Origin of the sequence: Acaryochloris sp. IP29b_bin.148 (assembly GCF_028285565.1) — a bacterium.
Lineage (GTDB): Bacteria > Cyanobacteriota > Cyanobacteriia > Thermosynechococcales > Thermosynechococcaceae > Acaryochloris.
Window position 1 is genome coordinate 1 of sequence record NZ_JANQOY010000050.1, and the last position, 26,414, is coordinate 26,414.

Annotated in this window: 23 protein-coding genes and 1 pseudogene; 9 read left to right on the top strand and 15 right to left on the bottom strand. The window is 47.6% G+C overall.

Translation table 11 applies throughout. The annotated features are described in order from the left end of the window. Window positions 1-254 precede the first annotated feature (254 nt). The 6 genes and pseudogenes from thiD to Q0986_RS05455 all read right to left on the bottom strand — a co-directional run bounded on the left by thiD (window position 255) and on the right by Q0986_RS05455 (window position 4,477). A pseudogene (gene thiD, locus Q0986_RS05430) lies at window positions 255-1,079 on the bottom strand (bifunctional hydroxymethylpyrimidine kinase/phosphomethylpyrimidine kinase). Between the two features lie 98 nt (window positions 1,080-1,177). Next, window positions 1,178-1,726, bottom strand: coding sequence for a DNA-binding protein (locus Q0986_RS05435; protein ID WP_299405426.1), 549 nt, complete (start codon window positions 1,724-1,726; stop codon window positions 1,178-1,180). A 3-nt stretch (window positions 1,727-1,729) separates the two neighbouring features. Continuing rightward, window positions 1,730-1,999, bottom strand: a complete 270-nt coding sequence (locus Q0986_RS05440; RefSeq protein ID WP_299405429.1) for a hypothetical protein — start codon at window positions 1,997-1,999, stop codon at window positions 1,730-1,732. A gap of 103 nt (window positions 2,000-2,102) precedes the next feature. Next, window positions 2,103-2,768 carry an O-methyltransferase gene (locus Q0986_RS05445; protein WP_366918523.1) on the bottom strand — a complete coding sequence of 222 codons (666 nt, stop codon included), beginning with the start codon at window positions 2,766-2,768 and terminating at the stop codon, window positions 2,103-2,105. Window positions 2,769-2,844: 76 nt separating this feature from the next. Then, on the bottom strand, window positions 2,845-3,579 hold the full coding sequence (locus Q0986_RS05450; protein WP_299405438.1) for a class I SAM-dependent methyltransferase: 735 nt from the start codon (window positions 3,577-3,579) through the stop codon (window positions 2,845-2,847). Beyond that, the gene (locus Q0986_RS05455) at window positions 3,560-4,477 is read right to left on the bottom strand and encodes a PRC-barrel domain-containing protein (protein WP_299405442.1); all 918 of its coding nucleotides are present in this window, start codon (window positions 4,475-4,477) and stop codon (window positions 3,560-3,562) included. Before Q0986_RS05455 ends, Q0986_RS05450 begins: the two co-directional genes overlap by 20 nt. Window positions 4,478-4,762: 285 nt before the next feature. Here Q0986_RS05455 and Q0986_RS05460 point away from each other — a divergent pair, with 285 nt between their 5' ends. Beyond that, window positions 4,763-5,272, top strand: coding sequence for a hypothetical protein (locus Q0986_RS05460; protein WP_299405446.1), 510 nt, complete (start codon window positions 4,763-4,765; stop codon window positions 5,270-5,272). On the opposite strand, the gene Q0986_RS05465 is transcribed toward Q0986_RS05460, so the two are convergent. From Q0986_RS05465 to Q0986_RS05480, 4 genes are all read right to left on the bottom strand, one after another. Then, the gene (locus tag Q0986_RS05465) at window positions 5,269-6,936 is read right to left on the bottom strand and encodes a tetratricopeptide repeat protein (RefSeq protein ID WP_299405450.1); all 1,668 of its coding nucleotides are present in this window, start codon (window positions 6,934-6,936) and stop codon (window positions 5,269-5,271) included. The two genes, Q0986_RS05460 and Q0986_RS05465, sit on opposite strands and share 4 nt — an antisense overlap. Before the next feature lie 20 nt (window positions 6,937-6,956). Next, the gene (locus tag Q0986_RS05470) at window positions 6,957-8,270 is read right to left on the bottom strand and encodes a DnaJ domain-containing protein (RefSeq protein ID WP_299405454.1); all 1,314 of its coding nucleotides are present in this window, start codon (window positions 8,268-8,270) and stop codon (window positions 6,957-6,959) included. A 312-nt stretch (window positions 8,271-8,582) separates the two neighbouring features. Next, window positions 8,583-8,909 (bottom strand): carbon dioxide-concentrating mechanism protein CcmK, encoded by a 327-nt coding sequence (locus Q0986_RS05475; protein ID WP_299405459.1) that lies wholly within the window; start codon window positions 8,907-8,909, stop codon window positions 8,583-8,585. A 64-nt stretch (window positions 8,910-8,973) separates the two neighbouring features. Further along, window positions 8,974-9,285: a carbon dioxide-concentrating mechanism protein CcmK gene (locus Q0986_RS05480; RefSeq protein WP_299405462.1), complete on the bottom strand. Its 312-nt coding sequence runs from the start codon at window positions 9,283-9,285 to the stop codon at window positions 8,974-8,976. 237 nt (window positions 9,286-9,522) lie between these two features. Here Q0986_RS05480 and Q0986_RS05485 point away from each other — a divergent pair, with 237 nt between their 5' ends. The 8 genes from Q0986_RS05485 to Q0986_RS05520 all read left to right on the top strand — a co-directional run bounded on the left by Q0986_RS05485 (window position 9,523) and on the right by Q0986_RS05520 (window position 17,870). After that, window positions 9,523-10,485: an ABC transporter ATP-binding protein gene (locus tag Q0986_RS05485; protein WP_366918522.1), complete on the top strand. Its 963-nt coding sequence runs from the start codon at window positions 9,523-9,525 to the stop codon at window positions 10,483-10,485. A gap of 730 nt (window positions 10,486-11,215) precedes the next feature. Beyond that, window positions 11,216-12,622: an FAD-dependent oxidoreductase gene (locus Q0986_RS05490; RefSeq protein ID WP_299405472.1), complete on the top strand. Its 1,407-nt coding sequence runs from the start codon at window positions 11,216-11,218 to the stop codon at window positions 12,620-12,622. A gap of 504 nt (window positions 12,623-13,126) precedes the next feature. Then, on the top strand, window positions 13,127-13,534 hold the full coding sequence (locus Q0986_RS05495) for a VOC family protein (protein WP_299405476.1): 408 nt from the start codon (window positions 13,127-13,129) through the stop codon (window positions 13,532-13,534). Between the two features lie 34 nt (window positions 13,535-13,568). Continuing rightward, window positions 13,569-14,537 carry a pyridoxamine 5'-phosphate oxidase family protein gene (locus Q0986_RS05500; protein ID WP_299405480.1) on the top strand — a complete coding sequence of 323 codons (969 nt, stop codon included), beginning with the start codon at window positions 13,569-13,571 and terminating at the stop codon, window positions 14,535-14,537. 61 nt (window positions 14,538-14,598) lie between these two features. Continuing rightward, the gene (locus tag Q0986_RS05505; protein ID WP_299405485.1) at window positions 14,599-15,276 is read left to right on the top strand and encodes a glutathione S-transferase N-terminal domain-containing protein; all 678 of its coding nucleotides are present in this window, start codon (window positions 14,599-14,601) and stop codon (window positions 15,274-15,276) included. A 43-nt stretch (window positions 15,277-15,319) separates the two neighbouring features. Next, window positions 15,320-15,907, top strand: a complete 588-nt coding sequence (locus Q0986_RS05510) for a TetR/AcrR family transcriptional regulator (RefSeq protein WP_299405489.1) — start codon at window positions 15,320-15,322, stop codon at window positions 15,905-15,907. A 164-nt stretch (window positions 15,908-16,071) separates the two neighbouring features. Next, a complete protein-coding gene (locus tag Q0986_RS05515) occupies window positions 16,072-16,965 on the top strand; it encodes a hypothetical protein (protein WP_299405493.1) in 894 nt (297 codons plus the stop codon). A 386-nt stretch (window positions 16,966-17,351) separates the two neighbouring features. After that, on the top strand, window positions 17,352-17,870 hold the full coding sequence (locus Q0986_RS05520; RefSeq protein ID WP_299405498.1) for a L,D-transpeptidase: 519 nt from the start codon (window positions 17,352-17,354) through the stop codon (window positions 17,868-17,870). Here the strand turns inward: Q0986_RS05520 and Q0986_RS05525 are convergent. The 5 genes from Q0986_RS05525 to Q0986_RS05545 form a co-directional block, all read right to left on the bottom strand. Beyond that, the gene (locus Q0986_RS05525) at window positions 17,860-18,459 is read right to left on the bottom strand and encodes a nucleoside triphosphate pyrophosphatase (RefSeq protein WP_299405502.1); all 600 of its coding nucleotides are present in this window, start codon (window positions 18,457-18,459) and stop codon (window positions 17,860-17,862) included. The genes Q0986_RS05520 and Q0986_RS05525 overlap by 11 nt on opposite strands. Before the next feature lie 38 nt (window positions 18,460-18,497). Beyond that, entirely contained in the window at window positions 18,498-19,412 is a 915-nt protein-coding gene (locus Q0986_RS05530; protein ID WP_299405506.1) for an alpha/beta hydrolase, read from the bottom strand. A gap of 170 nt (window positions 19,413-19,582) precedes the next feature. Then, window positions 19,583-20,476, bottom strand: a complete 894-nt coding sequence (locus Q0986_RS05535) for a PfkB family carbohydrate kinase (protein WP_299405510.1) — start codon at window positions 20,474-20,476, stop codon at window positions 19,583-19,585. Between the two features lie 128 nt (window positions 20,477-20,604). Then, window positions 20,605-22,329 carry a ShlB/FhaC/HecB family hemolysin secretion/activation protein gene (locus Q0986_RS05540; protein WP_299405513.1) on the bottom strand — a complete coding sequence of 575 codons (1,725 nt, stop codon included), beginning with the start codon at window positions 22,327-22,329 and terminating at the stop codon, window positions 20,605-20,607. Between the two features lie 547 nt (window positions 22,330-22,876). After that, complete coding sequence (locus tag Q0986_RS05545) at window positions 22,877-26,281, bottom strand: filamentous hemagglutinin N-terminal domain-containing protein (RefSeq protein ID WP_299405518.1); 3,405 nt, start codon at window positions 26,279-26,281, stop codon at window positions 22,877-22,879. Between the last annotated feature and the right edge of the window lie 133 nt (window positions 26,282-26,414).

Consider the following 26,414-nt stretch of genomic DNA (forward strand, 5'->3'; position numbering starts at 1 on the left):
GTCAAGCTTCTACTACTTTGATATCCTGGTTATGCCTGAAGAGGATATGGTTCAGTTTTACGAAACTGAGATTCATAGTTTTGTCGGCAACATACCTAACAAATCGCTGCAGCGGACGGCTGTAGCTGTTGCTGAACTCTAATAGTAGGAACGGCACAGGTTGGTTTGTTTAGTGCTCTAAATGTTAGACAAGATCGGACGAAGCCCGGACTTTTCAAGAGCAATCTTGAAAAGTCCGGGCTGTATGCTTAGCATCAGCGTCGGGAGAAGTCATATACCAGTGGAAACCAATGGCCAACGGGGCCTTGACCTTGACCAATGTCTAAGGCATGTTTTAAGGCTTGAGTGACGTAGGTTTTTGCGGCTTTGGCAGCTGCTAGGGGTGGTTTATCTAGGGCAAGATTAGCTGCGATCGCAGCCGACAACGTACAGCCCGTACCGTGGGTATTCGTCGTAGCAACGGTTTCCGTCTTCAGGGTCTCCATCTGTTGGCCATCAAACCAAACATCGATACCTAAAAGCGTATCGCTCATGCCTCCGCCTTTGACTAAGACATTTTTAGGTCCCAAATCGAAGATTTTGCGGGCAGCATTCTACATATCTATGAGGGTGTGAATCTCTAGCCCACTGAGGATTTGGGCTTCATAGCGATTCGGGGTAAGGATTAAGGCTTGGGGGAGTAAGTGGGTTGTGAGGGTTGCGATCTCAACCTCATCAATCAGCACTACCCCAGCCCGCGATACCATCACCGGATCAACCACCAGTTGGTGTATTTGCTGTCGCTGAACTGCCGCCGCCACTGCTTCCATAATCTCCGCATTGAGCAGCATCCCTGTTTTGGCTGCTTGCACCCCAATATCGGAAGCAACCGCATCGATTTGAGCTACTACTGCTGCTGGGGGTAAGGCATCCACCCGATTGACGCCCACGGTATTTTGGGCCGTAATGCAGGTCAGAGCACTGGTGCCATGAACCTGGTGAAAGGCAAAAGTCCGTAGATCAGCTTGGATGCCTGCTCCGCCACCGCTGTCGGAACCTGCAATGGTTAGAGCAACAGGTATCATTCGATTTGAAACCATTTTTATGAGGTGAACGCCTAAAAGTAACAATTAAAGATAGACCAAAAAGGCTGTCAATAATCCATTAATGCTGTTGAGGATCAATATCTGCCTATCACCTAGGCCACTAAATATTTGATATCCTCTTGCAGCTCTACCCCGACTTTTTGCCAACTCTTAGCAGCATTCAATTTCATCGTCATTTGGGCCGTTTCCAGCAAAACATCATCAATCTCATAAGATTTATCCGTCTGTAACCAAAGCAATAGGTCTGCTAAGTGCCACAGTGAAGGTGTTCCTTCATAGATCGGAAGCGGAGAATTGGGTACACCATTGACAATGAGATTTCGTACATTTTGTCGCGTGCAGCCTAGAATCTTAGCTGCATCTGTAAGTCCTACAAAATCAGGACTTGCTTCGATTAGCGTTGCGAAGGGGATGGCTTGTTTGACCTCTGAGATGGCACTCGCAATAGCAGCATAGGCGGATTGTGCTTCACGATTAAAATTGAGTGAAATCAAGCCTTGTTTACCGACACCGATTAAGGCATCATCACAACCACTTTCGTAGAGTTGCTCAACATAGTGATCGGGATCGAGTTGAACAGTTGTGGTTTCAGCGTTTGGGGGCTGCAGTGTAAATTTCAGCGTAAAGTCATATTCATTCATGATTTATTCCGCTACATTACTAGGTTCACTTGGGTTGTGCCGACTACAGTTATCAACAATTCGCCGGATCTGTTTGGCATGATTCCCTGGATTCTTGGGCGTACTCCAAATACTGGCAATACAAAAGGTTCCACATCTACAGTCTTTATCGTTGTAGGGGCAGTACATTTTGCCCCAAGCATAGGACCCACCCACTTCAATCCGCCACTGATTTCGCTCAGCGTATTGCAGTGCTGCTTCAACCTCCGGTTTGGGATGGGATCGTCTTGCCATAACAACGCTCTATGGTTCCAGCGTATAGCATCTTATTGTCAGGTGACAACTAGTCTTTTTGTGGCAATGGTAAGCGCTTCGATGGTGTTCATTGGTCTGAGTGCTAGTGGGTCACTCGTGCGATCGCAAATCCGTCATAGCCTTTACTTCCCACGGTTTGAATTGCCGTGGCCGACACCCGAGGGTTTGCAGCTAGCAATTCACAAAAGCTACGCACCCCTTGGACTTTAGGATCAGAACTTTGGGCATTGGCGACTTCTCCGTTGCGCACAACGTTATCGCCAATAATCACCGTTCCTGGCTTGGCAAGCCGGAGTGCCCAGTCCAGATAATAGGGATTGTTGGGCTTATCAGCATCAATAAAAATAAAATCAAAGGGTGCTGCTGATTGCAGCTCAGGCAAGGTCTCCAAGGCATTACCGACTCGCAGATCGACTTTATCCATCAGCTGTGCTCTAGCCAGATTCTTCCGGGCAACTTCAGCATGGTGTGGATTAGCTTCCAGGGTTACCAAATAGCCATCTGAGGGCAAGGCCCGCGCTAACCAAATAGTGCTGTAGCCTCCCAATGTTCCTATCTCCAGGACCCGGCGGGTTCCCTGAATTTGAACGAATAGGTGCAATAGCTTGCCCTGATTAGGAGAGACATGGTGTTGAGGGAGTCTTGCTGAATCACAATCGTGCAGGGCAGCTTCTAGCACTGGATCTGAAGATATCAGGAGATCGACGAAATAATCATCTACCGCTTCCCACAGCTCTAGTCTCATCAGTCTTCATTCCTATCTGATACCACTGTTACACTAGCAAGTCGAGCAGACTGCGCTAAAGAGACCAGACAGCATTCTTCTAGGTATTTAGTGGACTACCCGAAATTTGGCCCCAGATAATAAGGTGGCGATCTCTCACTGCTCTTACCTGTAATTTATCTAACCCGGCTTGAACCAGCTGATCTTGCACCTCATCCACCCGATAGGCTGCCAATAGCGAATTAAAGAAATCTCGTCTTAGTACTTCCGGTTCGTCCTGGGCATAGAGATCGACGAAATCCCTCGCGGTCTCTCGCTTTTTGGGGCGCATTAAATCCATAATAAAGACCAAAGTTCCTGGCCCTGACTGTTGTTTTACCTCCGTCCACAGGGCCATCGGATCCGCCAAATGGTGAAGCAAACTATTGGAAAAAATAAGGGGAAACGATACTGGATCACGTTGGGTATCGCTAGCCGTATCACGTTGAGGTACATATACTTTTTTCAGGGTGATGCGGTTTTGGAGTTCGGCTGCGGCTACGGCCTGATAGCCAAAATTCAGCATCGCCTCCGAGGCATCCCACCCTTCCACCGACCAGGCTGGAAAGGCACGGGCAAAGCGTAGGGTAATGTCCCCAGGACCGCAGCCTAAGTCTAGGGCTGTTCCTGTCTTAGGTAACTGAGGGAAGGTCTCTTGCAGGAGCTGAACAAAGTGATTATGAGGTTCTGCGAAGTCCGCCTCCGCATAGGCCCGAGCCTGGTCATCATCATCCATTAGCTCCGGTTCGGGGATCCGGGTTAGCAATGCACTGGCTTCAGATCCAAGGTTCGTCATCCTCTAAGTCCTCGATCGGAATATTTTTAATCACGTCTTCTTGGGTAACCGCTTCCACATTTGGACGAGACGCCGGACGGGATTCCGTCGGGCTAGCTAGTTCTTCCGTCAGGTTAAAGGCACCATCTTCGACTCGCTCCCATAACGCCCGACCTTTTTTCTTAGCCTGCTGCATCAGCTTCTGGGATTTTTCCTGGAGCTGCTGACCGAAGTCTTCTTCCTCCTCAGCTTGGCCAAAGGCTTCCACCTGTTCGTTGGCTTGTTCAGCCAGCTTCTGGAGTCGTTCTTCCGCCTGTTGAGTTAGCTTTTGGGCGCGAGCAGTGAGGGAATCGAGTTCTTGGGTATAGCCCGACTTGATGCGATCGCTCACCTGTACCAGCCGATCTTCCAATCCTTCTTGAAATATCTTCAGGTTTTTACTCACTTTGGCTGTGACCAGCACTTTTTTGCGGCCAAAACTCATCACAGATTGCGGTGGCAGTTGGTATACCCCACTGGTAAAGCCTCGCCAGCCTGCAGACTTGAACAGATAGTGGGTGATATTGCCTGTTTGCCGATCAAAGAGACAATCGATAATCCGGCCTAACCGTTCCCCAACATCAGTCCATAACTCCAGGCCAATCAGGGTTTCTAGCAGTGCTACTTCTTTGACATTGGTTTCGGCAGCACCTGAGGAGACCAAAATACTCTCCGGGCCAATCCGATAAAGCTGCTTGAGGTTAAAAGCATAGCGCTGCTTGGTCATTAAGCCAGGTTTGCAAATAAACCCCATCACCCGATGGGCCGGGGGGTGCATCCAGACCACATCGATCCGACCCAATTCTTCTGTCGTGTCGCGGTCAATCACCAATCGATTTAACAATTGGCTATGGCGCATGATCTTGGCAGAGTCAGCCATTGGCTCCTAAGTATGCTGCTTACGCTTTTTAGTGTAGCGTAGGGCGTTCGCGGTCCTAGTCCAATAGACAAAGTCCCCTATTCCTAGGCATGAAAGTGTCTGAAACCGTTATAGCAGGCGGTGAATTGGATCAAAGTAGTGCGTTATCAAGGGGCTGGATGATAGGTCTCGGCATCTTTGGTGAATGAGTACAGACAGGATGATTTGAACAAGGGCATGACAGAAGGTTAGCGGTCACGGAGAATAAGGGAATCCTTCGCTGGCGTATTGGGAGTGTTTTGACCTGTGATCATGGTTTGCCCACCCACCCTGAAGCCAAAAGTAATTTTAGGGTTTATTACGAGTGCCACACTACTGACACTTCTAGTCGGGAGCTTAGCTAAGGTCCAATGGATTGCCTTGGATCTAGATATTGCTGCCCGTCTGCCCCCGCCTGCTCCTTACTGGCATATGGTTGTCGCTTTGATGGGATTGTTGATGCCCATACTGATGCGAGTTTGGCACCGTCGACAACGCTTAATTTGCCGAATATTGGATGCTTATCTGATTGTTTTCATCGCCCAAATCCTGTCTGAGCTGATCCTGACACCTATCTTCTTAAGAGGTATTGCGGTGATTATTGGCAGTTTGTATTCTACCTTTCGGCTATTGCAACTTTGGCAAAGTCAGACCTGGGTCACCAAGGCTAGTCATCTTCCCCAGTGGTTTACCCTATTTTTATGGAGTTTGATGGCGATTTGGCTGATTAATTTGTTGAGATTTATCCTGTACCGCTGGCCTGTTTTACTGAGTTAGTTGGAAGTGGCAGCCTCATCAGAGTTGGAGATAAAACGGGTAATCAATTTCTGAAATTCCGGTATGGAGCGCAGTGGATCTAGATCGGCATCCGTAGAAATGAGATGTTGACATGATCTAGGATCCAGTTGCAGAGCCTGTTCTAATGTAGCTAAGGCTGCGGATAATTGCCCCTGCAGACTATAGGTACAGGCTTTGTTGTACACTGCTGTGGCATTTTCCGGTTCTAGGGACAGGGCTTGATCATAGGAGACTGTTGCCCCCTCATAATCCTCTAGTTGTAATAGAGCCGAACCTTTAGCAATCCAGGTTGGGGCAGCATCGGCTCGCAAATCGAGGGCATGGTTATAGCAGCGAAGGGCTCGTTCGTACTGGTGTAGCGGCATTAAGGCAAGCCCCTTTAAATACCAAGCCTGCCAAGCAGAAGGGTCGAGATATGCAGCCCGGTCGTAATCATCAAGAGCAGCAGTATATTGCTGCAAGTGGTAGTGGGCTAGGCCACGATCGCACAAAATATTGGCATTATCAGGATCGATGGCGAGGGCCTGGTTATAGTCAGCAATTTCATCCTCATAGCGCTGTAAGCCTCGCTTAGCCCGGCCCCGATGTACCCAGGCTAAGGACTGATCAGACTGAAGATGAAGGGTTTCGTCAAAGGCTGCGATCGCATGCTCATACTGCTCCATCCATAACAAAGTAATACCGCGCAAGTGCCATGCATCAGCGTTCTGCGGCTGGAGTTGAATGGTTCGGTGTAAGGCAGCCTCTGCGGCTTCGTATTGCTGATCGTCTAATAGCAACTGTCCCCGTCGGTACCAAACCTGTGGCTGATTGGGGTGATTGGCAATTGCCTGATCGGAGGCGGCGATCTCACGCTTTAAATGGATGGTCTCTCTCGAAGAGGTCCCTTTTTGTTGCTGAAGACCAGGTTTGAGTCGTTGCCCAATGGCAATCGTGGCCACTAGAACAATTAACGGTACCCAAGACCATTGTCTAAAAACGCGATAGCCCAATCCTGACATAAATAGGGGAACACCGAGCTGTTGGCTGAGCGTAAACACAAACCGCCAAAACGCATCACTGACCGGATCAACAAACCAAAGCAAGGCAAAGAGGACTAAAAACCCATACCGACTCAGTTTCCTCGTTTTCCGCTGGATCGATGTTGGCAACCAAGGATCGATAATCCCAAATCCATCTAGAGAGGGAATGGGAAGTAGATTTAAGACCACACCTGCTACTTCCAATAACCCTAAGAAGGCCAGTCCCAGCCAAACTTGATCCTGAAGGGTGAGAGCCTCTAAATCGAAGGTCTCAAAGTTGGGCGAAGCGCCTAAGCGAAAGGGCACGGAGAGTAACACGGCCACCAGCAACGTCATCAAGGGACCAGCGGCAGACATTGCACTTTCCCAACTCCGGTTCCGAATCAGACGGTGATTAATATAAACGGCGCCGCCCGGTAAGGGGATGCCGCCAATCAATAGAAAGACCAGCGGTAGTACTAAGCTCAGGGAAAGATCGGTGTACTTGAGGGGATTGAGCGTCAGGTAACCCTTCTCTTTGACTGTTTTATCGCCTCCCCAATAGGCCACAATGGCATGACCAAATTCATGGAGACAGACGGAAACAATCCAGCCCAGAAAAACAATAAGTGTAACGATCACAATTTCTTAATCCCCCCGGGTTAGCTGGCCAATAAGGTGTAGGTCCAATAGGTGAGGCCACCACTTGCCAGGAACTGAGTAGGAACAGCTAAGGTGGCACTTTGCTCTGACAGATTGTTGATTTGGCTACAGCCGAAATATAGAATCAAGACGGCATCACAGCCTAAGTAAGTTGCAGATAAGACAATACCCCAGGGGCCTAATTGTGCGACCAATCCACTTACAAACATGAGCAGGCCCAACGGTAATAGGGTTGCACCACTGATAAAAATATCGCTGGTCCAGCTCCCTCGCGTACGCGTGATGTTGCGGGCTAACTGATTCAGACCCACCAAGCTGAGAAAGGGGACAATGCCTAAGATAATCCGCTCTAATAGGGTGATTGAGACGAAGACGAGGGGATAGAGATTAGCGGCCAAGACAAAACATAGCGTTGCGATCGCAGCATATCCTATACCCACTATCCTTGCTCGGTTTGGAGATAAGCGGGCAAAGGTGGGGAGCAAGCCACCGCTAGGATTCCAAAAGAACTGAGGAATGGTAATGAAGATATCTTTAAGGAAGTTATTCTCTCGACGAAAAGGACGTCGACTAGGCGATTTGACCTTAAGTGGGCGGCGTGGGTGATGGTCAAGGTCTTGGAGGATGACTTGTACGCGATGCACTTCAGTCGATTTCCCTTCGGCTTGAAAGAGGGATTCAGCTTGCTGTAAATCTTTGCGAGCCAATTTCGTTTCTTGCAGATCGAGACGGGCTCGCCCCCGATGGAACCACGCTTTGGCATGGTACTCATCTAAGGCAATCGCCTGGCTGTAGGCTGCGATCGCAGAGGGAACGGCCCCTAACTGAAAACGGGCTCGTCCCTGGTAATAATAAGCTTGGGCAACCGTATCATCTAGTTTGAGGATGGTACGACAGTCCGCTAAAACCCCTGAATCATCCCCCTGCACAAACCTGACCTGACAGCGTTTGAGATAGGCATCAAGGAATTCAGGATCCTGGTCTATCGCTGCCGTATAGTCCGCTAAGGCCCCTTCGTAATCTCTGTCTGTTACCTTTTGCGTCGCGCGGGCATACAACGCTTGGGCTGTTGTGACTCTCTGACTATGATCGGCATGTCTAAATTCATCGATTGGCGTGGAAGGGTATAGTGTTTCAGAAACAATCTCATAGGCTTCACTTAATTGCTGAAACTCAGCTTCAGCATTCGGATTGTCAGGATGAAGATCAGGATGACACTCCCGTGCGTGACGTCGAAATGCGGCCTTTAATTCGGCCAGTGTGACGTCCTTAGAGACTTGAAGAAGCTGGAGATAGGGTTGTAGATCCGCCATCTAGATCCGAATTCAGGTCTATTTACCACTATGAGCAAATTCTAATCCAGTTTGAAGCAAACAGCCCCTGAAAAGCTATTCTTAGGATTGCATTATCGGGTTGAGCCTAGTGCCGACTCAGTCCCTGCGCCATGTGATACCTGCAACGGTCTCTCACTGCGAGGCCGTTGGTGGAGGCAAACGATTATTTCCTCAACAATGTCTTAAAAGGAAAGGAATTCTGTTGGAACGTTGGAACTTGCGATCGCTTGATCCCTAAATTGCCCCCTTTAACTCACAACGAATGCCAAGCGGATAGGGAGAGATAACCCCTTAGGCCAGTCCTTCAACGGCCAGGCGGAATTCTTCGACTTCATCGCCATACTCGATATCCATCACCGCTTCCACATTTTCATGGGGGCGGGGAATAATCACCCAAGTTTCTAATACACCCCCTGGGGTCTTTTCAGCCGCTGCCACACCAGCATCCATGGCCATTTTGACCTCAGAGACATCCCCACGAATATTGATCGTAAACCGAGCACTTCCCGCACGGATATAACCCACTAAGGTCACGCGCCCAGCTTTGACCATGGCATCTGCTGCCGCCAATACGGGGGGGAATCCTTTCGTTTCCAGTGACCCAACTGCCTGTGGCATTCCTTCTTTCCTCAAAGACGATAGTGTAAATATAAATTAGCGCTGGCAGGTTCTATCCTTCGCCTCAAGTGCGAAAGGGTTCCGAACGCTCTGAGTAATCAATCGGCAAAATCGCCTCAATATTCTCAGGGGGGTTCGGCACGATATAGTGGGATTCGACTTTGGCCGAACCAGGCATCCCTTCAACAGCAGCAATACCTGCCTCCATCGCCCGTTTCACTTCCGCCACAGGTCCACGAATGGAGACCACATAGCGACCGCTGGCGCAGCTAGTGTACCCCATCAGGGCCACACGACCGGCTTTAACCATGGTATCTGCTGCTGATAAAACAGCTGGATATCCATAGGTTTCAATCATTCCAACGGCAACTGGCATTGTTTTTCTCCGGTGCTAACCCTTTACCCGCAGTACAAACTATACCGCAATCGTTCTACGGCTGATAGTCATTGCGCTCGACAATGTTATGGTTCTTATTCTGAGGGCCTAAATATGTAGCCACAACGTTGCGGATGAGTCGAAAAGTACTCGTCTGGAATCGGTAAATGACAGGTTGGACCCTTCATAATGCTGGATCTGTAGTAGATGCATTACGCAGTCACTTTCACCTAGACGATGCTGCACTTTAAACAGGTAAGCTTACAATTTCCAGGCATGCCAGAGCCAACACTGCGCAACTGCACCTTTGAGGTCAACGCTGGGGAAGTGGTTGTGATTTTAGGGCCTTCGGGTTGTGGTAAAACCACACTGTTAAAGCTCGTCAATCGTTTATACGAAGCAACCACAGGACAGATCTTTATTAACGATAACGATATTCAAACCATTCCCTTAACCACTCTGCGTCGTCGGATGGGGTATGTGATTCAGCAAGCGGGATTGTTTCCCCATATGACCATTGCTCAAAATATTGCGGTAGTTCCTAAGTTATTAGGGTGGTCGAAAACTGAAATGGCAGCTCGGGTGGAAGCATTATTAGAGTTGGTTCAACTGCCTCTAGCGTTTGGCCAACGTTACCCCAGTCAACTCTCCGGTGGACAGCAACAGCGGGTAGGGTTAGCGCGGGCTTTAGCAGCCAACCCGGAAGTGCTACTGATGGATGAGCCGTTTGGTGCGTTGGATGCCATTACTCGTAAATCTCTACAGGTCAAGCTTCTGCAGTTACAGCAACAGTTCCAGAAAACGATTTTGTTTGTCTCCCATGACATTGAAGAAGCCTTACAATTGGCCGATCGCATTTTGATCCTTAACCAAGGGCTGTTAGTCCAGTACGGTACACCTTGGCAAATCTTGACCCAGCCTGCCTCCGTCTTTGTCGAAGAACTAGTAGGCACTCAAGACGTGCTGAAACAGCTATCCGTTTTACCTGTCCGCAGTGTGATGGAATCCACTTCCTTCGTAATCTCACACTTACCTAAAATTGGCAGTAATCGCTCTTTGCGACAAGCATTATCGATATTGCTAAAGTCGGGACAGTCTCAGTTACAAGTCATGGAAGGGGAGACTGCGATCGGTATTTTGGACCTCAACCACATTCAATTAGTTTGGCAAGATCCAGCAAGGGTGAACACTGAATTCTAGATTTGATTCTAGACGCAAACTGACCTGGCTGCGCACGATATAGCTTGCCACCCAATTGATCCCCTAGCCATCCCTCTTATTTCGTCAATCTTTTGCCACCTGAATCCTTGCGTTTATTTTTTCTAAAGTCTCTACAGAAGAATATTTTGACTATTAAGTTTCTACTAGTATGTCAGTGCTAAAATCAGCTCTTAAGTTACATAAGCTAGAAAACATAATTTCTATATTTATGCCTAAAATATATCCAAAAAATCCTTGCGTTTATTTATCTAAACCTCAATAATTTAAATACAAGTTTTTCTGTACTGCAAGAAAATTTAGCCACCAAATAGTTATAGAATTTATTCTAGCAATGAAATAACCATTGCCATAAATATCTATCTTTTTCTGCAGTAGAATTATTGCCTCTTATTTTAGGAACCAATATACCTTTATAAAGGAAAGATGACCTGATCTATAAACCATTGAGTTTCTTTAATGCTTAGGTTAACCATAAATTTATGTGAGGGAGTTGAAGAATAGAAAGTTAAAACTACAGGTTAAATTTTACGATTAGGTTATCAGTTATAAAGAATATTTGGGTGTTCAAATGACTCATCATAAGAAGGCCACAGTGGAAGTGTCGGATTGCTAAATAATCGGGGCATTATGCAAGAAGACCCAGGGAGAGTTACAGCATGAACAGCATGTGTTTCCTCCGCCAATGAATATTTACGGAGCTTTGTGGGAGATGAAAATTGCAATCATTGGGGCAGGGATTTCAGGCTTATTAGCTGCTTACTTGCTCAAGAAAAAAAGACCTGATGCTTCAATTACTATTTTTGAAAAAAATACTCGAGTCGGTGGAAATGTCCAAACTGTACAGTTCAATATTGGCAACTCCCATCACTCATCTACGCTGCGCTGGGCTGATTTAGGTGTAAATGATTTTAATCTTGCCACGTACAAAAATATACTGGCTCTATTGAAGGAGTTAAAGGTCCCCTATAAACCGCTGGAAAACTCAGCAGCATTTAGCACGTTGGATGGTTCTATTTCTTATGTTATTGAGCCTGGTTATCAAGCGGGATCTAGAGCTTTTACCACGATGCCTGTTGAGGTACAGAAGGGTTTTGACAACTTTAGTCGACAAGCCCCATTGGATTGCCAAGATCCAACATTCACTGAATTCTCAGTGGCTGAGTATATTCAATACCGCAATGAAAATAACCCCGATCACGATCCTAATTTTTACCCAGCGGCGTTCGTTGAGTACAATCTTTACCCTCGCATCAACGGCATGTATTTCGTCAACGATACGGCACCGTCGACAATGTCGTTTGTCGCGATTATGAATCACTATTGCTTACAGGAAGGCTTTGGGGGGGATTCACCCGAGCGAGTCTATATCGAAGGCGGTTGTCAGACCTGGATCGATGCCTTACAACATGCTCTGATTCAGCAAGGCGTATCCATTGTCTGTAATGCTGCGGTTCAAGTATTAGGCGATACATCAGGTGTCAATATTCTGCTTAACCACAGCGAATTTGAGCATTTTGATGCTGCCATTATGGCCTGCCATGCTTCCACTTCATTACAGTTGATTCAGCAGGGGATCACGAGTGATATGGTGCAGGTGCTGAGTCAGTTTAGTTACAACAATAGTGTGGCTATTGCCCATACCTATGCCCCTTTGCTCCCACCCAATCAGGCACATTGGCGTACTTACAACTTGTTAATCCATCGCGATGTGCAACTGCGTCCCTACACTATTTCCTACGTTTGCAATCGGCACCAAAATGATGCCAACCACCATCTGTATCAAGCGGCAAGTGAAGAATATTTTGTCACGCTCAACCCTGCCATTCCCATTCCAGAGGAGTATGTTCTCAAGCAGTTTGATGGCACACCTGCCCAGACATACTTTAAGCACAATATGGTTAATGCTAAAGCCCTAAAAGCCCAAAAACTTTTGTGGGGGAGACATCGTAGGGGAGTTCAAGGGCAAAACAGTATTTACTTTACAGGAGGATGGACTTGGGGAACGGGCCTCCATGAAGACTGCTACCACTCAGCTCAACAGGTTGTGAATCTACTTTTGGTCCATTTACTAGAGCCGGAATGGAATACCTTGGAATTATCCAAACTGAGTGCTTAACCTCATCAGATCTCCAGAGTTGTTTTAAGCTAGCAGCAAGAACATCAGATGAATCCTGTTTGCAGGTTGAGGCAAATTGACCTCCTGTGCGCATACAGCAGGCTCAGACTGGATGTCCTTGGTTGGTCAGCTATTTACCCGCTCGATATTAGGTCATTTTATTAATGGTGAGTTCACAATTGCCATAATGGCCTTTGCTGCTTGATCAACGCCTTCTTCCCACTGATGTCATAGGGCAGTGTGGACGGGGGCCAGATGCCTATGCGATGGATCTTCTGTAGCCCCCAGCTCTTACTGCGGCCCATATATGCAGGGTTCCGAATGGCGCAAGGGAACTCCAGGAGTTGACAATATACAGACAGGTCTGTATAAAATATTGGTGACAGGTGTTCAGCCAGTTGTGTATCGGCACAGAGTCCGTTCCACGTTTGTGACTGACTTTGAGAGCGTTCTAGAACAGCTAATTGCCTGTGTTTATGTCATTGAAACCAAAGGGACTGATGTATGGCTAACATTACAGTGACTCAAGGAGCCCACCATATTGGCTTAACGGTTCTAGATTTACAACAAACGCGTGATTTCTTTATTGACACCCTGGGATTTAAGCAAGTAGGTGAAAAACCGGATTACCCTGCTGTGTTTGTCTCGGATGGCTCAATTATGATCACCTTGTGGCAAGCCGTTCACCCCGAACAAGCAAAGCCCTTTGATCGCAAGCATGTGATTGGTCTGCACCACTTTGCCCTCAAAGTGGATAGCCTGTCTACCTTAAACAATTTACATCAAACCTTGAGCCAGACACCTGGTGTTGAGATTGAGTTTGCACCGGAGTCATTGGGGGGCACCCCAATGCACCATATGATGTGCGCCATTCCTAGTGGGATTCGGATGGAATTGATTGCGGCTGGCTAATTGGTTTTTAGAGTGAGTGGATGAGGCAATTCCTATGTCGGGCTGGACAAGAGAAACATCCCCGTTTCATGCCGGAGAACAGGCCGTTCAAGAACGGTATGGAATTCGCGATCGCATGGAAAAACAAGGCCGCCGAATCATCCGAGACTTTCTGCCAGAACAGCATCGGACCTTTTATCCGCAGCTGCCTTTCCTGCTCGTGGGTAGCTTAGATAAGGAGGGACGCCCTTGGGCCTCGATTGTGGCCGGACAGCCCGGCTTTATCTCCTCCCCGGATCCGCAAACCTTGAGCATTCAAACTCAGTCCATAGCGGCTGACCCACTCCATCAAAACCTGAAGGTAGGCGCTGATATAGGGTTGTTGGGGATAGATCTATACAGCCGACGACGCAACCGGATGAATGGCGTGATCCATCAGATCACCTCTGATGGATTTATCGTGGCGGTGAAACAAACCTTTGGCAACTGTCCTCAGTACATTCAAAAACGAGCAGTACAGTTTATCCCTGAACAAGTAAACCAAGAGATTGTTGGGACTGCCGTTGCAGCTTTGGATTCTGATTTTCAATCTTGGGTTGAATCAGCTGATACCTTTTTTATCGCGACTCGCTATGTCGATAGTGCGTCTAACCTAGCGCATGGCGTCGATGTCTCCCATCGCGGCGGCAAACCTGGGTTTGTTCGAGTGGATAATGCCAAAACGCTGACCTTCCCTGACTTTGCGGGCAACCTGGCGTTTAATACCATCGGTAATCTGATCCTTGATCCACGAGTCGGGTTACTTTTCCCCAACTTTCAAACGGGGGATTTACTGACACTGACGGGCAAGGCCGACGTGATGTGGGAGGGCGAAGACTTGCAGTCTTTTGAAGGAGCAGAGCGACTCGTTCAAGTCAGTCTGGAAGCAGGTTTCTTACTCAAGTCAGCATTACCCTTGCAGATCGACTTCCAAGAATTTTCTCCTTTCCTGCACAAGACAGGGAGCTGGCCAAAGACCGTCTAGCCGTCTGGAAGGCGATAACTCCATAATCCAATCCCAATCTTAAACTTGAAAGGTACTGGCCATGATTCACCTCTACACCTATACCACCCCTAATGGACGCAAGCCCGCCATTCTACTGGAAGAAATGGGGTTACCTTACACGATTCATAAAATTGACTTGAGTCAGGGGGAGCAGTTTACGCCAGCGTTTGTTTCCCTTAATCCCAATAGTAAAATCCCCACGATCAAAGACGAAGATACGGGTGTCTCGGTGTTTGAGTCTGGTGCTATTTTGATTTACCTGGCAGAAAAAACCGGCAAGTTCTTACCCACACAGGTTGCTCCTCGAGCCCAGGTTATGGCGTGGTTGATGTTTCAAATGGCTGGCGTTGGCCCGATGTTTGGACAGCTAGGTCATTTCCGCCGATCGGCTCCTGAGCCGATTGACTATGCCATTCACCGCTATGAGCAAGAAACCTTACGTTTGTTGGGTGTTTTAGAGAGGCGATTGCAAGAGAGTGATTTTATTGCTGGCGACTATTCAATCGCGGATATTGCTGCCTACCCATGGGTTGCCGCCTATGACTATTTAGAAGTGAATCTAGATCCATATCCTTCTGCTCAGACTTGGCTGGAGCGGGTTGGCCAGAGGCCTGCAGTACAAACAGGCATGGCAATCTTAACCCCTGAGTTTAAAAGCGAATTCGCTCAGGGAACCGAAGAGCAGGTTGCCCACCCTAGGAACGGCTCCATCTCCTGAACTGAATGATAAGCTGAAGCCTACTACATCCTCCCGTGAGTCCATGTCCGCTTCTCAAGCATCTCGCAAGCCGGTTCGTGAGCGTATTCTGGAAACTGCCAGCCAGTTGTTTTATCGCGAAGGGATACAGAATGTTGGCATTGATCGGATTATTGCCGAGTCCGGTGTGGCGAAGATGTCCCTCTATAACCATTTCAAGTCCAAAGATGCCTTGATTGAAACATTTCTGCGCCAACGGGATCAGCAATGGCGTCAGTGGTTTGTCGCCAGAGTTGAAGAGGGTAGTTCTGAACCAAAGCAGCAACTTCTCCGCTTGTTTGATGTCTTGCAAGAATGGTTTGAGAGCCCAGATTTTCGGGGTTGTGCCTTTATTAATGCGACCGTTGAGTTAGCCAACCCTAACCATCCAGGTTGCCAAGCCGCATTAGACCATCAGCAGGCAGTCTATACGTTTATCCACCGTTTGGTGACAGAGGTCGAGGGACTCGAATCTACAGAGCGTTTAGCCCGACAGCTATTGCTCTTAGTGCAGGGCGCTATCGTTGTGGCCATGATGCAAAATCACCCTTTAGCGGCGGCTGAAGCAAAATATGCCGCAGCCCTATTACTGGATGCTGATCAGAAGCAGTGAGAGGCCTAGTTGAGGCTCTGGCCTCTAGCTGTATCGGTGGCAGGTCGCTGGGATTGGGGGTTGAGGGGAATCAAAAACGGTAGTATCCTTTGACTAACCCGCTGTAGAAATTTCGTCACTCTTTTAATGAAAATGGGCCAAACTGTCATCCGTCTGGATTGGGGATGAAAAGCATTTGCCCAACCTGTCAAAGTACTTTATACATACCCAATGACAAGCAGTATCTGCGCAAATGCTCAGTACTGTGTTCTAATTGTCATTCCATCTATTTTGCGTCTACGGGGACTGTGGTTGGCGCTTGGTTAGGGTATAGCTATCATCGCCGGGCAGTCTATCAAGCCCGCATCCAGCTCGATACGGGGGCAACCAAAACCGTTGCCCTGAACAAGCTCATCAAGATTGATGAACCCATTGTTTTACTAACGCCCCTGAAGGGATTAGGCAAACTCAAGCCCATTTTGTTAATCGAGAAAAAGACTGCAAATCCGGTGATTCTGGTGCATCCACGCCAGAACATTCGCAAGTTTCAGCTTCAAGGTGCAATCGGGGCAGCTATATTGATATTCGGGCTGGGGCTGGCGTTGCAAGGAGCGATTGCTGCAATTATAGTTGCGGCCATTGCGAGTAGCTTTGCCGTGGCTATCGCCATTGCCAGAGTCCACCGAGGTGGAGAAGAAAATCCCCAGATTCGCAGTCGGTTACTCCTAGAACAGCGACTGTTGAGACAAAGTGCTGATTGGGGTCAGCGCGTTCAACAGTTACAGAAAGAGTTTTCCCATCTATATCACACCATTCAACGATTACGTCCCTATGATGAGGACCAACTATTTCAGATCGATTCACTGTCAAAGAAGCCAAAAGAGCGCCGCTACTTTGAGAATCGGTATCACATTTTGAGTGAACTGATCGAGTACTACTTGCTGGCCAAAAGTCTGATTGATACGAGTGTTCCGATTATCCAGTTAACAGCAGAAATCCCGCTAGATCTTAAGGCACAACTCTCAAACTTTGATCAGAGGATCAAGCACCTAGAGCATGAATATCAAGTTGATCTTTGAAAAAACTACAGACAAATAGGCGACATGGCTCCTGAGCTGAAGCGGGGGCTAGCTTAACTGGCGTCAAGCCGATCAGGACGTCTATCGGGTGGGTCAATCAAGGGGTGTGAATACGGTTCGATTCGCTAAGGGCTTCAAAGGACTTTGTAGCAAAGTTGCTTGACGCGTTAAAGGATTTAAGATAATTATTAGCTAATAAGAATAATTTTCTTCTACAAAATTATTTTTGAGATACCCTTAAGCTAAAGCAAAACCATTTTATGGTGTTTACTAAAAATATCAAGCAATAGCTCGACATATCTAGTTTTTTCTAGGTATAACAAGACTTGAATCCCACTGTTGTTCTCCTTTATTTCATGAAAATAGGATTTATTAAAGTTATTTGCATGGCCATCCCGATTGGCTTTCTGACTTCACTTAATTTGGCTTATGCCACTGAGGAAATTATTCCTGAAGTCCCTTTGCCGAGTTTGGCACAATCTCAAAAATATTTACCCGGTGCCCATGCTACTCAACGATTAGAACTCAGTCTTAGTCGTCGTCAAGTGACGTTATTTCAGAACGATCAGGTTCTCAAGTCCTATCCGGTGGCGGTGGGGAAAGCTGGATGGCAAACCCCAGTCGGGGATTTTGCAGTTAAAACTAAAGTCCGCAATCCACCTTGGAAAAATCCTTTTCAGGGTAACGGGTATGTGATTCCGGGGGGTGCCCCTGATAATCCACTAGGCACCCGTTGGTTAGGCTTTTGGACCAATGGCAAAAACTGGATTGGATTTCACGGTACGCCCAATCGATCCTCTGTGGGTACAGCTGCTTCCCACGGGTGTGTGCGGATGTATGACGAGGATATTCGGGAGCTGTTTGAGCTGGTTTCTGTAGGCACCCCCGTCAAGGTTATTCGTTAAACCACAGGTCTGTAACGTCGTACCCTAGCTCTGCCAGCATTTGACGCAGCAACGGCAGGCTGAGGCCAACGACGTTACTATGGCAGCCCCTAATCCGATCCACAAACAGTCCGCCTCGACCATCCAGGGCAAAGCAGCCTGCACAATGCAAGGGTTCGCCTGTTTCTGCATAGGCTCGAATTTGGGAGTCCGTGAGTGGGGCAAAGTCTACTTCAGTGATTTGGCAGCGCACCAGCTGACGGTTTTGTTGTCGATCGATCAGGGTATGTCCTGTGAGTAAACGTCCTGTTTGGCCACGCAGGGTTTGCCAGCATGCGATCGCATCCTCAATTCCCTTGGGCTTGCCGAAAATTTCTCCCCCGAGTTCTAAGACAGAATCGCACCCCAAGACCAAAGCAGGAGGAGGTTGCTGCTGAGCCACGACTTCAGCTTTGCCCGTCGCCAGGGTGGTCACTAAGGCTTCTGGATCGGTCGTTGTGATTTGGGACTCGTCAAAATGACTGGGCTGAACGATCGGATCGATACCCACGGTCTGGAGGAGTTGCCGACGAGCAGGTGAAGCAGATGCCAAGATAAACGGGATAGTCATAGGGATGAATACCGAGCATAGGTTTCGAGGAACTGACCTTAGGTTTCACGACTCGCATAAGCGGCGTGAGTGGCTTGAAACTCCAAAATATAATTGGCGGTGAGTTGGGATTGCTCTAGATGCGGGACGTGACCACAGTTGGGAATCCAAATTAGTTGGCTGTTGGCAATGGTTTGATCAAATTTATCGGCATCTTTAACCCCCATAATTTTGTCTCCTTCTCCCCAGAGGATAAGGGTGGGATGAGGGATGTCTTTGATGGTGTCGTAGAGGAAGTTATAGCCCCCACTTTTGGTAAAGCTCACTAAGGCTTGGTGCCAATTCGGATCCTCTAAATGCAGGGATGCACAGCATTCGGCATCGGGGGTAACGAAGCTGCGATCGCAATAGGCCTGTACACTCACCCATCGCCGCACCCGAGGGCTGCGCAGAAAATTCGTCAACCACCGATCAAAGGGCGGCATGATAAACTTGGTCGCTTTGGGAGAAGGAGCATAGCCGGAACTATCCAACAGCACCAGCTTCTCTACTGCCTCCGGGTAGGTGAGGGCAAAATCTAGGGCCGTCGCTCCCCCCATGGAAGCCCCGGCCAGGATCATAGGCCGTTGGATCATCTGCTGCCAAAAACTATAAAGATGAGCCTTCATATTCGTGGGACTAAAGGCAACGCCTGCAGGCCGCTCTGTAAAGCCAAACCCCAACAAATCCAACGCCCAAGTTTCTATATGGGGCGATAGCTTGGGAATCAGTCGCCGAAATTCTAATAGGGAGCTATCAAAGCCATTCAGCAGCACCAGGGGAACGCCTCCTTCTCCTTGCCGGACATAGGTGGTTTGGATAGGGTCGGGGCGAAGCGGGGTAAAAATGGCTTCTTGCTGAATCTTCTGCGCTAGAGCAATGGAGGTCTCTTCAGTCAGTTGGGAAACGCCAGGGGGCAAAAAAGATGGAAACATGCAGAATGGTGTCAATGATGAGGATTCTCCCCCATGTTTGGACTGACACGTGAGGGGACCATCGTTATCAGCTACATCAGGGGTGCATTAAGCAGTATAGAGAATTTCGTACGCCGAGTTCAGTGCCAACTCATGCTTGCGTAAGCTCAATAGGACGAGCCGTGTGGAAGCTAGGGGGCAGATTGGCGATCAGACTGCATCCAGGCCCGAGTGCCAAAGTACTGACAAGCAGTTGATGCAACTTGCGCGGCTTGGGCTAAGGCCCGGGGAAAATCGCTGTGCAAGATAAAGTGGCAGAAAGAACCGTGAAAGATATCGCCTGCGCCTAAGGTATCAACGGGGGAAATGGGGGGAACGGGCACGGTGCCGGTGGTGCCATCCCAGTAGAGAATGGGCTGATCGCCTTGGGTAATCGCAATGCGGGTCGGTTCAGGCAAGATGTGTTTTAAGTACGCCAGTGTGGCATGGGTGTTCTGACAGCCGGGGGGATGGAAATCGGCAGAGCAGATGGCATAGTTGATATAGGGCAGAACACTCTCTAGGCCAGGTTTCCAGCTGCCGCCATCTAGGACGGTGGGGATGTCAGTGGCTTGTTTGGCGATGGCGAGGCTGACAGGAATTTGATGGCCGTCCATCAGAATAATATCGGTGGTGTTGAGCTTTTCCCATAGATCTTGAGGGATTTGGTCGGGCTGGGCGATTTGGCGCTGGGCATTGAGGGAAATGATGGCGCGTTCGCCTGTCCTTTGGGTAACGACGATGGAGGACACAGGAGGCGATTGGGTGTGAGAGGGGGTAAGGTCGGCGAGATAGATGGATGGGCCGATGCTAGCTAGGTCGGAACGCATCAGTTGGGTAATGGGATGCTGGCCCAGGGCAGAGAGGAGATGCGTAGTATTGCCGAGGTGGGCGAAGGTGGCAGCGGCGTTGGTGGCGGGGCCGCCTGCTGCAATTAGACTGTCTTGGGCGACTAGCTTTTGGTTGGCTTGAGGAGGACCAGCGGCGAGATAAATCATATCTAGCGTGGATAGCCCGATGAACAATCCTGATTTTTGACTATCCATAACAGCTACAGGCGATAGAGTGTGCAGACCTAGATATCAGCGTTGACAATGTGACCGTGAAATAATGGGTATTACCAAGCTTTCCATACCCATCACTCTAGAACTCAAATGAACAGCACCCGCAGTTCTTAAAAACCAGGGGGAGTGTATTGAAGAGAAAAGTAAAAGCCTGCTTCTTGTAGCGAATTTCCCCGATCGCTCGTGTTGATCAAGGGAATACCAAAATCCACGCGGGCTCTAAGCCCCTTATAAATATTCCACCTTGCACCCAGACCAATACTGGCTAAGGTGGACTGTTCAAGATCGAGTCCAGAATTATTCCAGACCTGACCCATTTCAACGAAGGGAGTTAGTTGTAAGCGATCCACATCAGATAACAGGGGAATCCGCAATTCAACTGAAGCAAGAACCCCATTGTCGGCCAACAGTTGATTTTGAGCATAACCTCGCACAGTATCAATGCCACCCATACTGAATTTTTCCAAAGGCAGTAAAGAATCGGGCGTTAATTGAGCCCTAACTTGGGTGACCATAAGATGGCGAGCTGAGAGCTGTTGTACCCATTGGAATTGACCCAACCAGGAGAAAAACTCAGCAGAGGGTCCGGTGTCGTTGACCGTGGCATCAAAGATATTCAGTCCCCAACTAAACTGCGATCGCGCAGCTAGAATCCGCTGGGCTTTTCGATCAATCCAATCTTGCGTAAACCGCAATACGCGCACCTTCGATTCTCCCTCTCGTGGACCGGGAGAGAAGGAAAAGGGGATGTTATCCAGCAGAAAGGTCTGACTCCGACGCAGATCAAACCCCAATCCCAGCGCCAATTCCTGTTCAGGGTTACGAATAATGGGTTGTCGCAGGTTAAAGGATAAGGTTTGGGAATCACTTTTAATCCCTAGATCGCGAAACGCGGCTTCCACAATCTCGCTATCGCTATTGCTGAACTGGACACCCACAGAACCGTTGCGGGCATTGATGGGGACGTTATAGCCTAAATCGAAGGTGTTTAAACCGTCCGAAAGGCTGTACGTTCCGAAGATGCGATCACCAAACCCCAGGACATTATTATGAGCGATATCAACCGTGCCCTGTAAGGTGCCAACGCTGGGGGCTCGGTAATTATCAAAGGCGAGATTGGTTTGAAAACCGGGGGCTTGATCAATATCAACCAGTAAAATATTTTGCCCTGGTGTACTCCCAGCAGTCAGTTCGGTTTCTATTTTCTCAATGAGTGGATCGAGCTGAAGGAGCTGTAGCTCTCGTTCTAGGCGCTGCTGATTGAGAGGAGGATCCGTGCCTAAGTTGATGCGATCGCGCACATAAGACTCTCGTAGCCGTTTCAAGCCTCTAATCTCAATCCGCTCAATTTCGCCTTCAACCACCTGTATTTGGACTACGCCGTCACTGAGATCTTGGTTATTGGGCAAAAAAGCGCCAGAGGTAATATAGCCGTTGTCGATATACAGTTGGGTAATCGCAGACCGTAACCCAATTAATTCATTAAAGGTAACGTCACGGTTCTCAAAGGGAGTCACCAACTGGGTAATTTCGTATTGAAGGACCGTATTACCCAAAACTTCGATCTGCCGAACCGGAAAACGTTGTTCAGGTAAGTTACCGGGCTCGGGTGGGTTTAACAGATCGGGAACCTTGAGGTTGGAATCGGGCGGAGCCTCCAAATTGGGAATAGACCGGGGGGCTGTTTCGGAAGGGGTGGGTAAGGTGCGCTCAATGGTGCTTGGAGTAGTAGGGGGCAAATCAACACCTGGAGGCACTGATGTTTGCGCTTGAGCGGGAATGCTGGCACCGGAAAAAACAACAGAAACAGAGCCAAAACCAACAATAAACCTCAAATTAGGGTTCACTTTACCTATACCTAAAATCAATAATATTAATGTCGCAGTATAAAATAAAATATTATTATTCCGTGTTCGGAAATATTTTTTTAGAAACCCTACAAGTCATCAATCCCAGATTTTACTGCTTCGGCTTTAGTTAAGGTACAGCTTGCATAAGATCCACAATTGCTAAAGAAAATTGCAGTAAAAGAGACATAGATTCTCAATATTTAGTATTTGCAGGCAAAGTTTTTAACTAAATGTAATTTCTGCAAAAATAAGGTTCAAAAAATGGATCCAGCCTTTGAAATCATTGATATTGGGTAATGGCTTGCAACTAAAAAATTAGTCAATTATTGATAAATATTTCTGTTAGAGAACCAAATGACGTCATGCCCCAAACTCCTGAAAGCCACAAGTTTGATCGATAGGGTTTGCCGCCACTCATAGCTCAACCTGGAGCGATCTAAGGCCAGTCTCAGCAATTCAGGAGGGTTAATTGCAGTAATGCCAAAATTTGTAAGCAATAGCTACACATCAGGTAGAGCTGAGAAGGTTTTGATCATAAATCAGAGCATTCCCGGCTCATCACCAATCGCCCATTGTTGAGTTGATACACGCCTTGAGGTTCCACGATGGATGTCTCCGATTGCTTGTTAGGAGCACGCTGAGATTGAGGAGAGGTGGGTGGGTTGGTAGGGGTTTGGATAGTGCCTGTAGGAAAAGAGGATAGGGGAGCATCACCCGGACGTTTAGGTAAGCCTCCGGGTCCAGTAACAATGAACTTTCCTTGTTCTTGATCGGCAGTGCGGATAATACAGCTATTTGCGAGTAAATTCTCCGGGTTCACCAGGTTTTCCGGCAGCTCAGTTAAATTATTCTGGATAAAGCTCACATCTGGCACAGATATGATGCCTGAGGTTTGCCCAGTGGCGTTCAGGTCAACGCGGTCATTGCCATCAAGGGTATCTGGGTCAACGCCAGTAAGAATAACGCCAAAGAAGTTTTCACCAAAGAAGGCAGGGGTATTCAGGGTAATATTGCCGCCTTTACCTTGTTTTGGATCAGCAAAAGCTAAGATATCGCTGTCATCAAAGGCGAGGATAGAATCAGCAGTCAAATTGATATCGCCACTTCCACCAACACCAAAGGCAACATTAGTGCGAATATCACTGTCACCGAATAGGCGAATTTCACCTGCCTTAAGATTAATTGCTCCACCAGACGCTTGAGTAGAACTGGTAGAAATTTCTCCATCAATGGCCGTAAATCGATCACGGACATCAACATTGATATTTCCAGCGCTTCCTAAACCTTGACTGCGACTGGTTAGAAGTCCTCCATTTAAAATTCTTAGTTTACCAGTGCTAATAAATATTTCTCCACCTTGACCATTACCTTCAAAATCCACAGCAGCACTTATTTCACTGGGTATAACAGTTGAAATAGATACTCCATTTGTTTCAACTAAATCAGTAGATGATCCATTTATCTCCACTAAATCAGATGCATTAATTTTCAAAATGCCCGCATCACCTTTGCTGAAGGTACTAACTGATACTCTTGCTCCGTCTCGAATACTCAACTGTTTAGTTTGAATGGTGACGTTACCACCATTCCCAACGGCATTTTCTAAACTCACGGGAGTATTCACTTCAAGGGGATTTACTGGAGCACCGAGTATACTTGGTGCTCCTATGCCATTAGTTCCAACAACTTCTATAAAATCTCGTGCAGAAACTAGCAAATCTCCAGCGTTACCATCACCTAATGTTGAAGCAGTTACTCTTCCGCCATCACGAATACTTAGCCGTTGAGTGTTAATCGTTAATTTACCACCATCTCCTCTGGGTAAAACCATAGATCTAGGGTCTTGTTGAATTCCAGCAAAAATACCTGTAAAAAAGAAATTATTATTAGGCGAATTGAATATATTCACATCTGAGGCGTTAACTAAAAGATTTCCTGCGTCCCCTTGTCCAAAGGTTGCAACTTGTACCTTGCTGCCATTACTAATACTTAGCTGTTTGGTTGCGACAGTTAGGTTGCCACCTCGTCCTTCTCCAGTAAGCTCTACTTGGGCAAACAACCCACCTGGAAAATCTGCCTCACCTGTTAACGTAATAGACTCTGAGGCTTCAACAGTTAAGTTTCCTGCATTGCCTAAACCAAAAGTTGAGGCTGATACTTGGGCACCATCTCTAACCGTTAGCCTACTAGTTTTAATTGTTAAGTTTCCGCCATCAACCTTGGTATTAGATCCTACGTTAGTATCTAACCGAGAGCCTGTCCCACTTACGTTAATTAAGTCAAGGACTTGCAGATTCAGGTCACCTGAGTTCCCTTGCCCAAAAGTAGTTGTTGATAACTGGGAACCACCATTAACATTGATAGACTTTGCCCTAATATCAATACCACTACTATCTCCAGTTGCTTGGTTACCTACTTGATTAAAGATATTGCTGTTATCTACTAGGAAGGTCTCACCAGCACGGATTCTTATTCTTCCGCTTTTTCCTTGTCCAAAAAAAATAGTTGTTAGTAAAAAGCCACTATTCAAAATGGAAACATTTTGATTGGCCAAAAGGGTTATATCCCCAGAATTACCAGAACCAAAAGAAGCAGCGTTAATAAAACTGCCAGGGAACACGATGTTATTGCGTGCATCTAGGATGACCGAACTAGCATCTCCTCCAAAGCTACTAGCGTCAATCCCACCAGATATAGTGATCTCGCCAGCTGATAATTCCAAATTAGGTTTGTACTGAGTTGTTAAATAAACTAGACCTTGGGGTGGAATAACAATATTTCCTATATCGATATTGGTGCTAGTTGGTAAAGTGCTTGAATTTGGAGGATTAGGCAAAAAGGAATCTGTACTGGCATCAACACCTGTAATTTGTGAAGTAATAATTTCTGCTGGGTCTACACCAGCTCTAACATCCAGTGTTGGTTGAGAACTACCATCAATATTTACTGTGCTCCCATCAGACAGTTGAACGGCTTCCTGAATAAAATCTGTTCCTGATGCTCCTATTTCAGGACCAGTAATATTGACGGTGTTAATGTTGACTGAGCCCGCAGCCAGGATATGTAGAGAACTTCCTACATAATTGTCAAAACTAACATCTCCTAGAGATCGGATAATTGGGTCATAGGGACTAAATAAGGTTCCTGGTTCACCATTAAGTTGTTGAACTAAAAAACTTCCTCCACTGGTATAGTGGGCATCTCCACCGACTGGATTAGTCGATCGCAACACCATATCCCTACCTGAGAAAAACCCGCTCTTAGAGTGATTCAATGCAAAAATATCTACAGATTGATTGCCCTGGACTAAGAGATTCTTACCTGCTGCGGCGACAAATGGACTGGTCTCACCATCTCGAATCTTGAGACTATCTGCGGCTTGTAGGGTTAAATTGCTTCCGGCCCGTAATTGCCCCTGTAAATCCAACTGCCCCGCCGTCAAACTGAGATCTTGGCCCGTGGTTAACTGGGCTTGGTTAATGATCGATCCTGGGTGATCAGCCGCTTGGCTCAGAAAACCAACCTGTGGCTGAACAGAGAGCAGTTGGCTTTGTTGTGGAGCCACCGCACTAAATATGCCCTCCTCACCTAAAGCAATGCTACTGGCAGTGGAACCAAAAAACGAGCCTTGAATATCCAAACTGGCATTGGGGCCAAACACAATCCCATTGGGATTGAGTAGATAGAGGTCTGCTGGGCCTAAGACTCCCAATCGCCCCAAAATATGAGATGGATTCTGTCCCGTCACCCGTGACAGGATACTTTCAATGCCCTGAGGGTTAGCAAAATAGACCCCTTGGCCTTCAGCAACATTAAAGTCCAGAAAACTATGAAAAAGATTGCTGCCACGAGCGGCCCCTCCTTCAACTCGCTGATTGATGGCATCTATCGTTTTGACCTGTGACCGTTCTTGGCCAAGGGTTCGATCGGGTATCACTTGAGCAAAGACGGCAGGAGCAAGAAGGAGACTCCCTAGTGCAGCCTGGCTGAAATAACCATTCAGCAGTGGAGCGCTCTTATTCTTAGCTAGGCTGAGAATATGTCCTACGCTCAGGAGGCCGCTCCTCTAT

Excerpts from the sequence above, each read along its gene's own strand:
- Q0986_RS05505 (WP_299405485.1), top strand. The coding sequence starts at position 14,599 with ATGATTCACCTCTACACCTATACCACCCCTAATGGACGCAAGCCCGCC.
- Q0986_RS05440 (WP_299405429.1), bottom strand. The coding sequence starts at position 1,999 with ATGGCAAGACGATCCCATCCCAAACCGGAGGTTGAAGCAGCACTGCAA.
- Q0986_RS05480 (WP_299405462.1), bottom strand. The coding sequence starts at position 9,285 with ATGCCAGTTGCCGTTGGAATGATTGAAACCTATGGATATCCAGCTGTT.
- Q0986_RS05475 (WP_299405459.1), bottom strand. The coding sequence starts at position 8,909 with ATGCCACAGGCAGTTGGGTCACTGGAAACGAAAGGATTCCCCCCCGTA.
- Q0986_RS05485 (WP_366918522.1), top strand. The coding sequence starts at position 9,523 with ATGCTGCACTTTAAACAGGTAAGCTTACAATTTCCAGGCATGCCAGAG.
- Q0986_RS05525 (WP_299405502.1), bottom strand. The coding sequence starts at position 18,459 with ATGACTATCCCGTTTATCTTGGCATCTGCTTCACCTGCTCGTCGGCAA.
- Q0986_RS05530 (WP_299405506.1), bottom strand. The coding sequence starts at position 19,412 with ATGTTTCCATCTTTTTTGCCCCCTGGCGTTTCCCAACTGACTGAAGAG.
- Q0986_RS05520 (WP_299405498.1), top strand. The coding sequence starts at position 17,352 with ATGGCCATCCCGATTGGCTTTCTGACTTCACTTAATTTGGCTTATGCC.
- Q0986_RS05535 (WP_299405510.1), bottom strand. The coding sequence starts at position 20,476 with ATGGATAGTCAAAAATCAGGATTGTTCATCGGGCTATCCACGCTAGAT.
- Q0986_RS05435 (WP_299405426.1), bottom strand. The coding sequence starts at position 1,726 with ATGAATGAATATGACTTTACGCTGAAATTTACACTGCAGCCCCCAAAC.
- Q0986_RS05500 (WP_299405480.1), top strand. The coding sequence starts at position 13,569 with ATGTCGGGCTGGACAAGAGAAACATCCCCGTTTCATGCCGGAGAACAG.
- Q0986_RS05495 (WP_299405476.1), top strand. The coding sequence starts at position 13,127 with ATGGCTAACATTACAGTGACTCAAGGAGCCCACCATATTGGCTTAACG.
- Q0986_RS05470 (WP_299405454.1), bottom strand. The coding sequence starts at position 8,270 with ATGGCGGATCTACAACCCTATCTCCAGCTTCTTCAAGTCTCTAAGGAC.
- Q0986_RS05490 (WP_299405472.1), top strand. The coding sequence starts at position 11,216 with ATGAAAATTGCAATCATTGGGGCAGGGATTTCAGGCTTATTAGCTGCT.
- Q0986_RS05455 (WP_299405442.1), bottom strand. The coding sequence starts at position 4,477 with ATGGCTGACTCTGCCAAGATCATGCGCCATAGCCAATTGTTAAATCGA.
- Q0986_RS05515 (WP_299405493.1), top strand. The coding sequence starts at position 16,072 with ATGAAAAGCATTTGCCCAACCTGTCAAAGTACTTTATACATACCCAAT.
- Q0986_RS05450 (WP_299405438.1), bottom strand. The coding sequence starts at position 3,579 with ATGACGAACCTTGGATCTGAAGCCAGTGCATTGCTAACCCGGATCCCC.
- Q0986_RS05510 (WP_299405489.1), top strand. The coding sequence starts at position 15,320 with ATGTCCGCTTCTCAAGCATCTCGCAAGCCGGTTCGTGAGCGTATTCTG.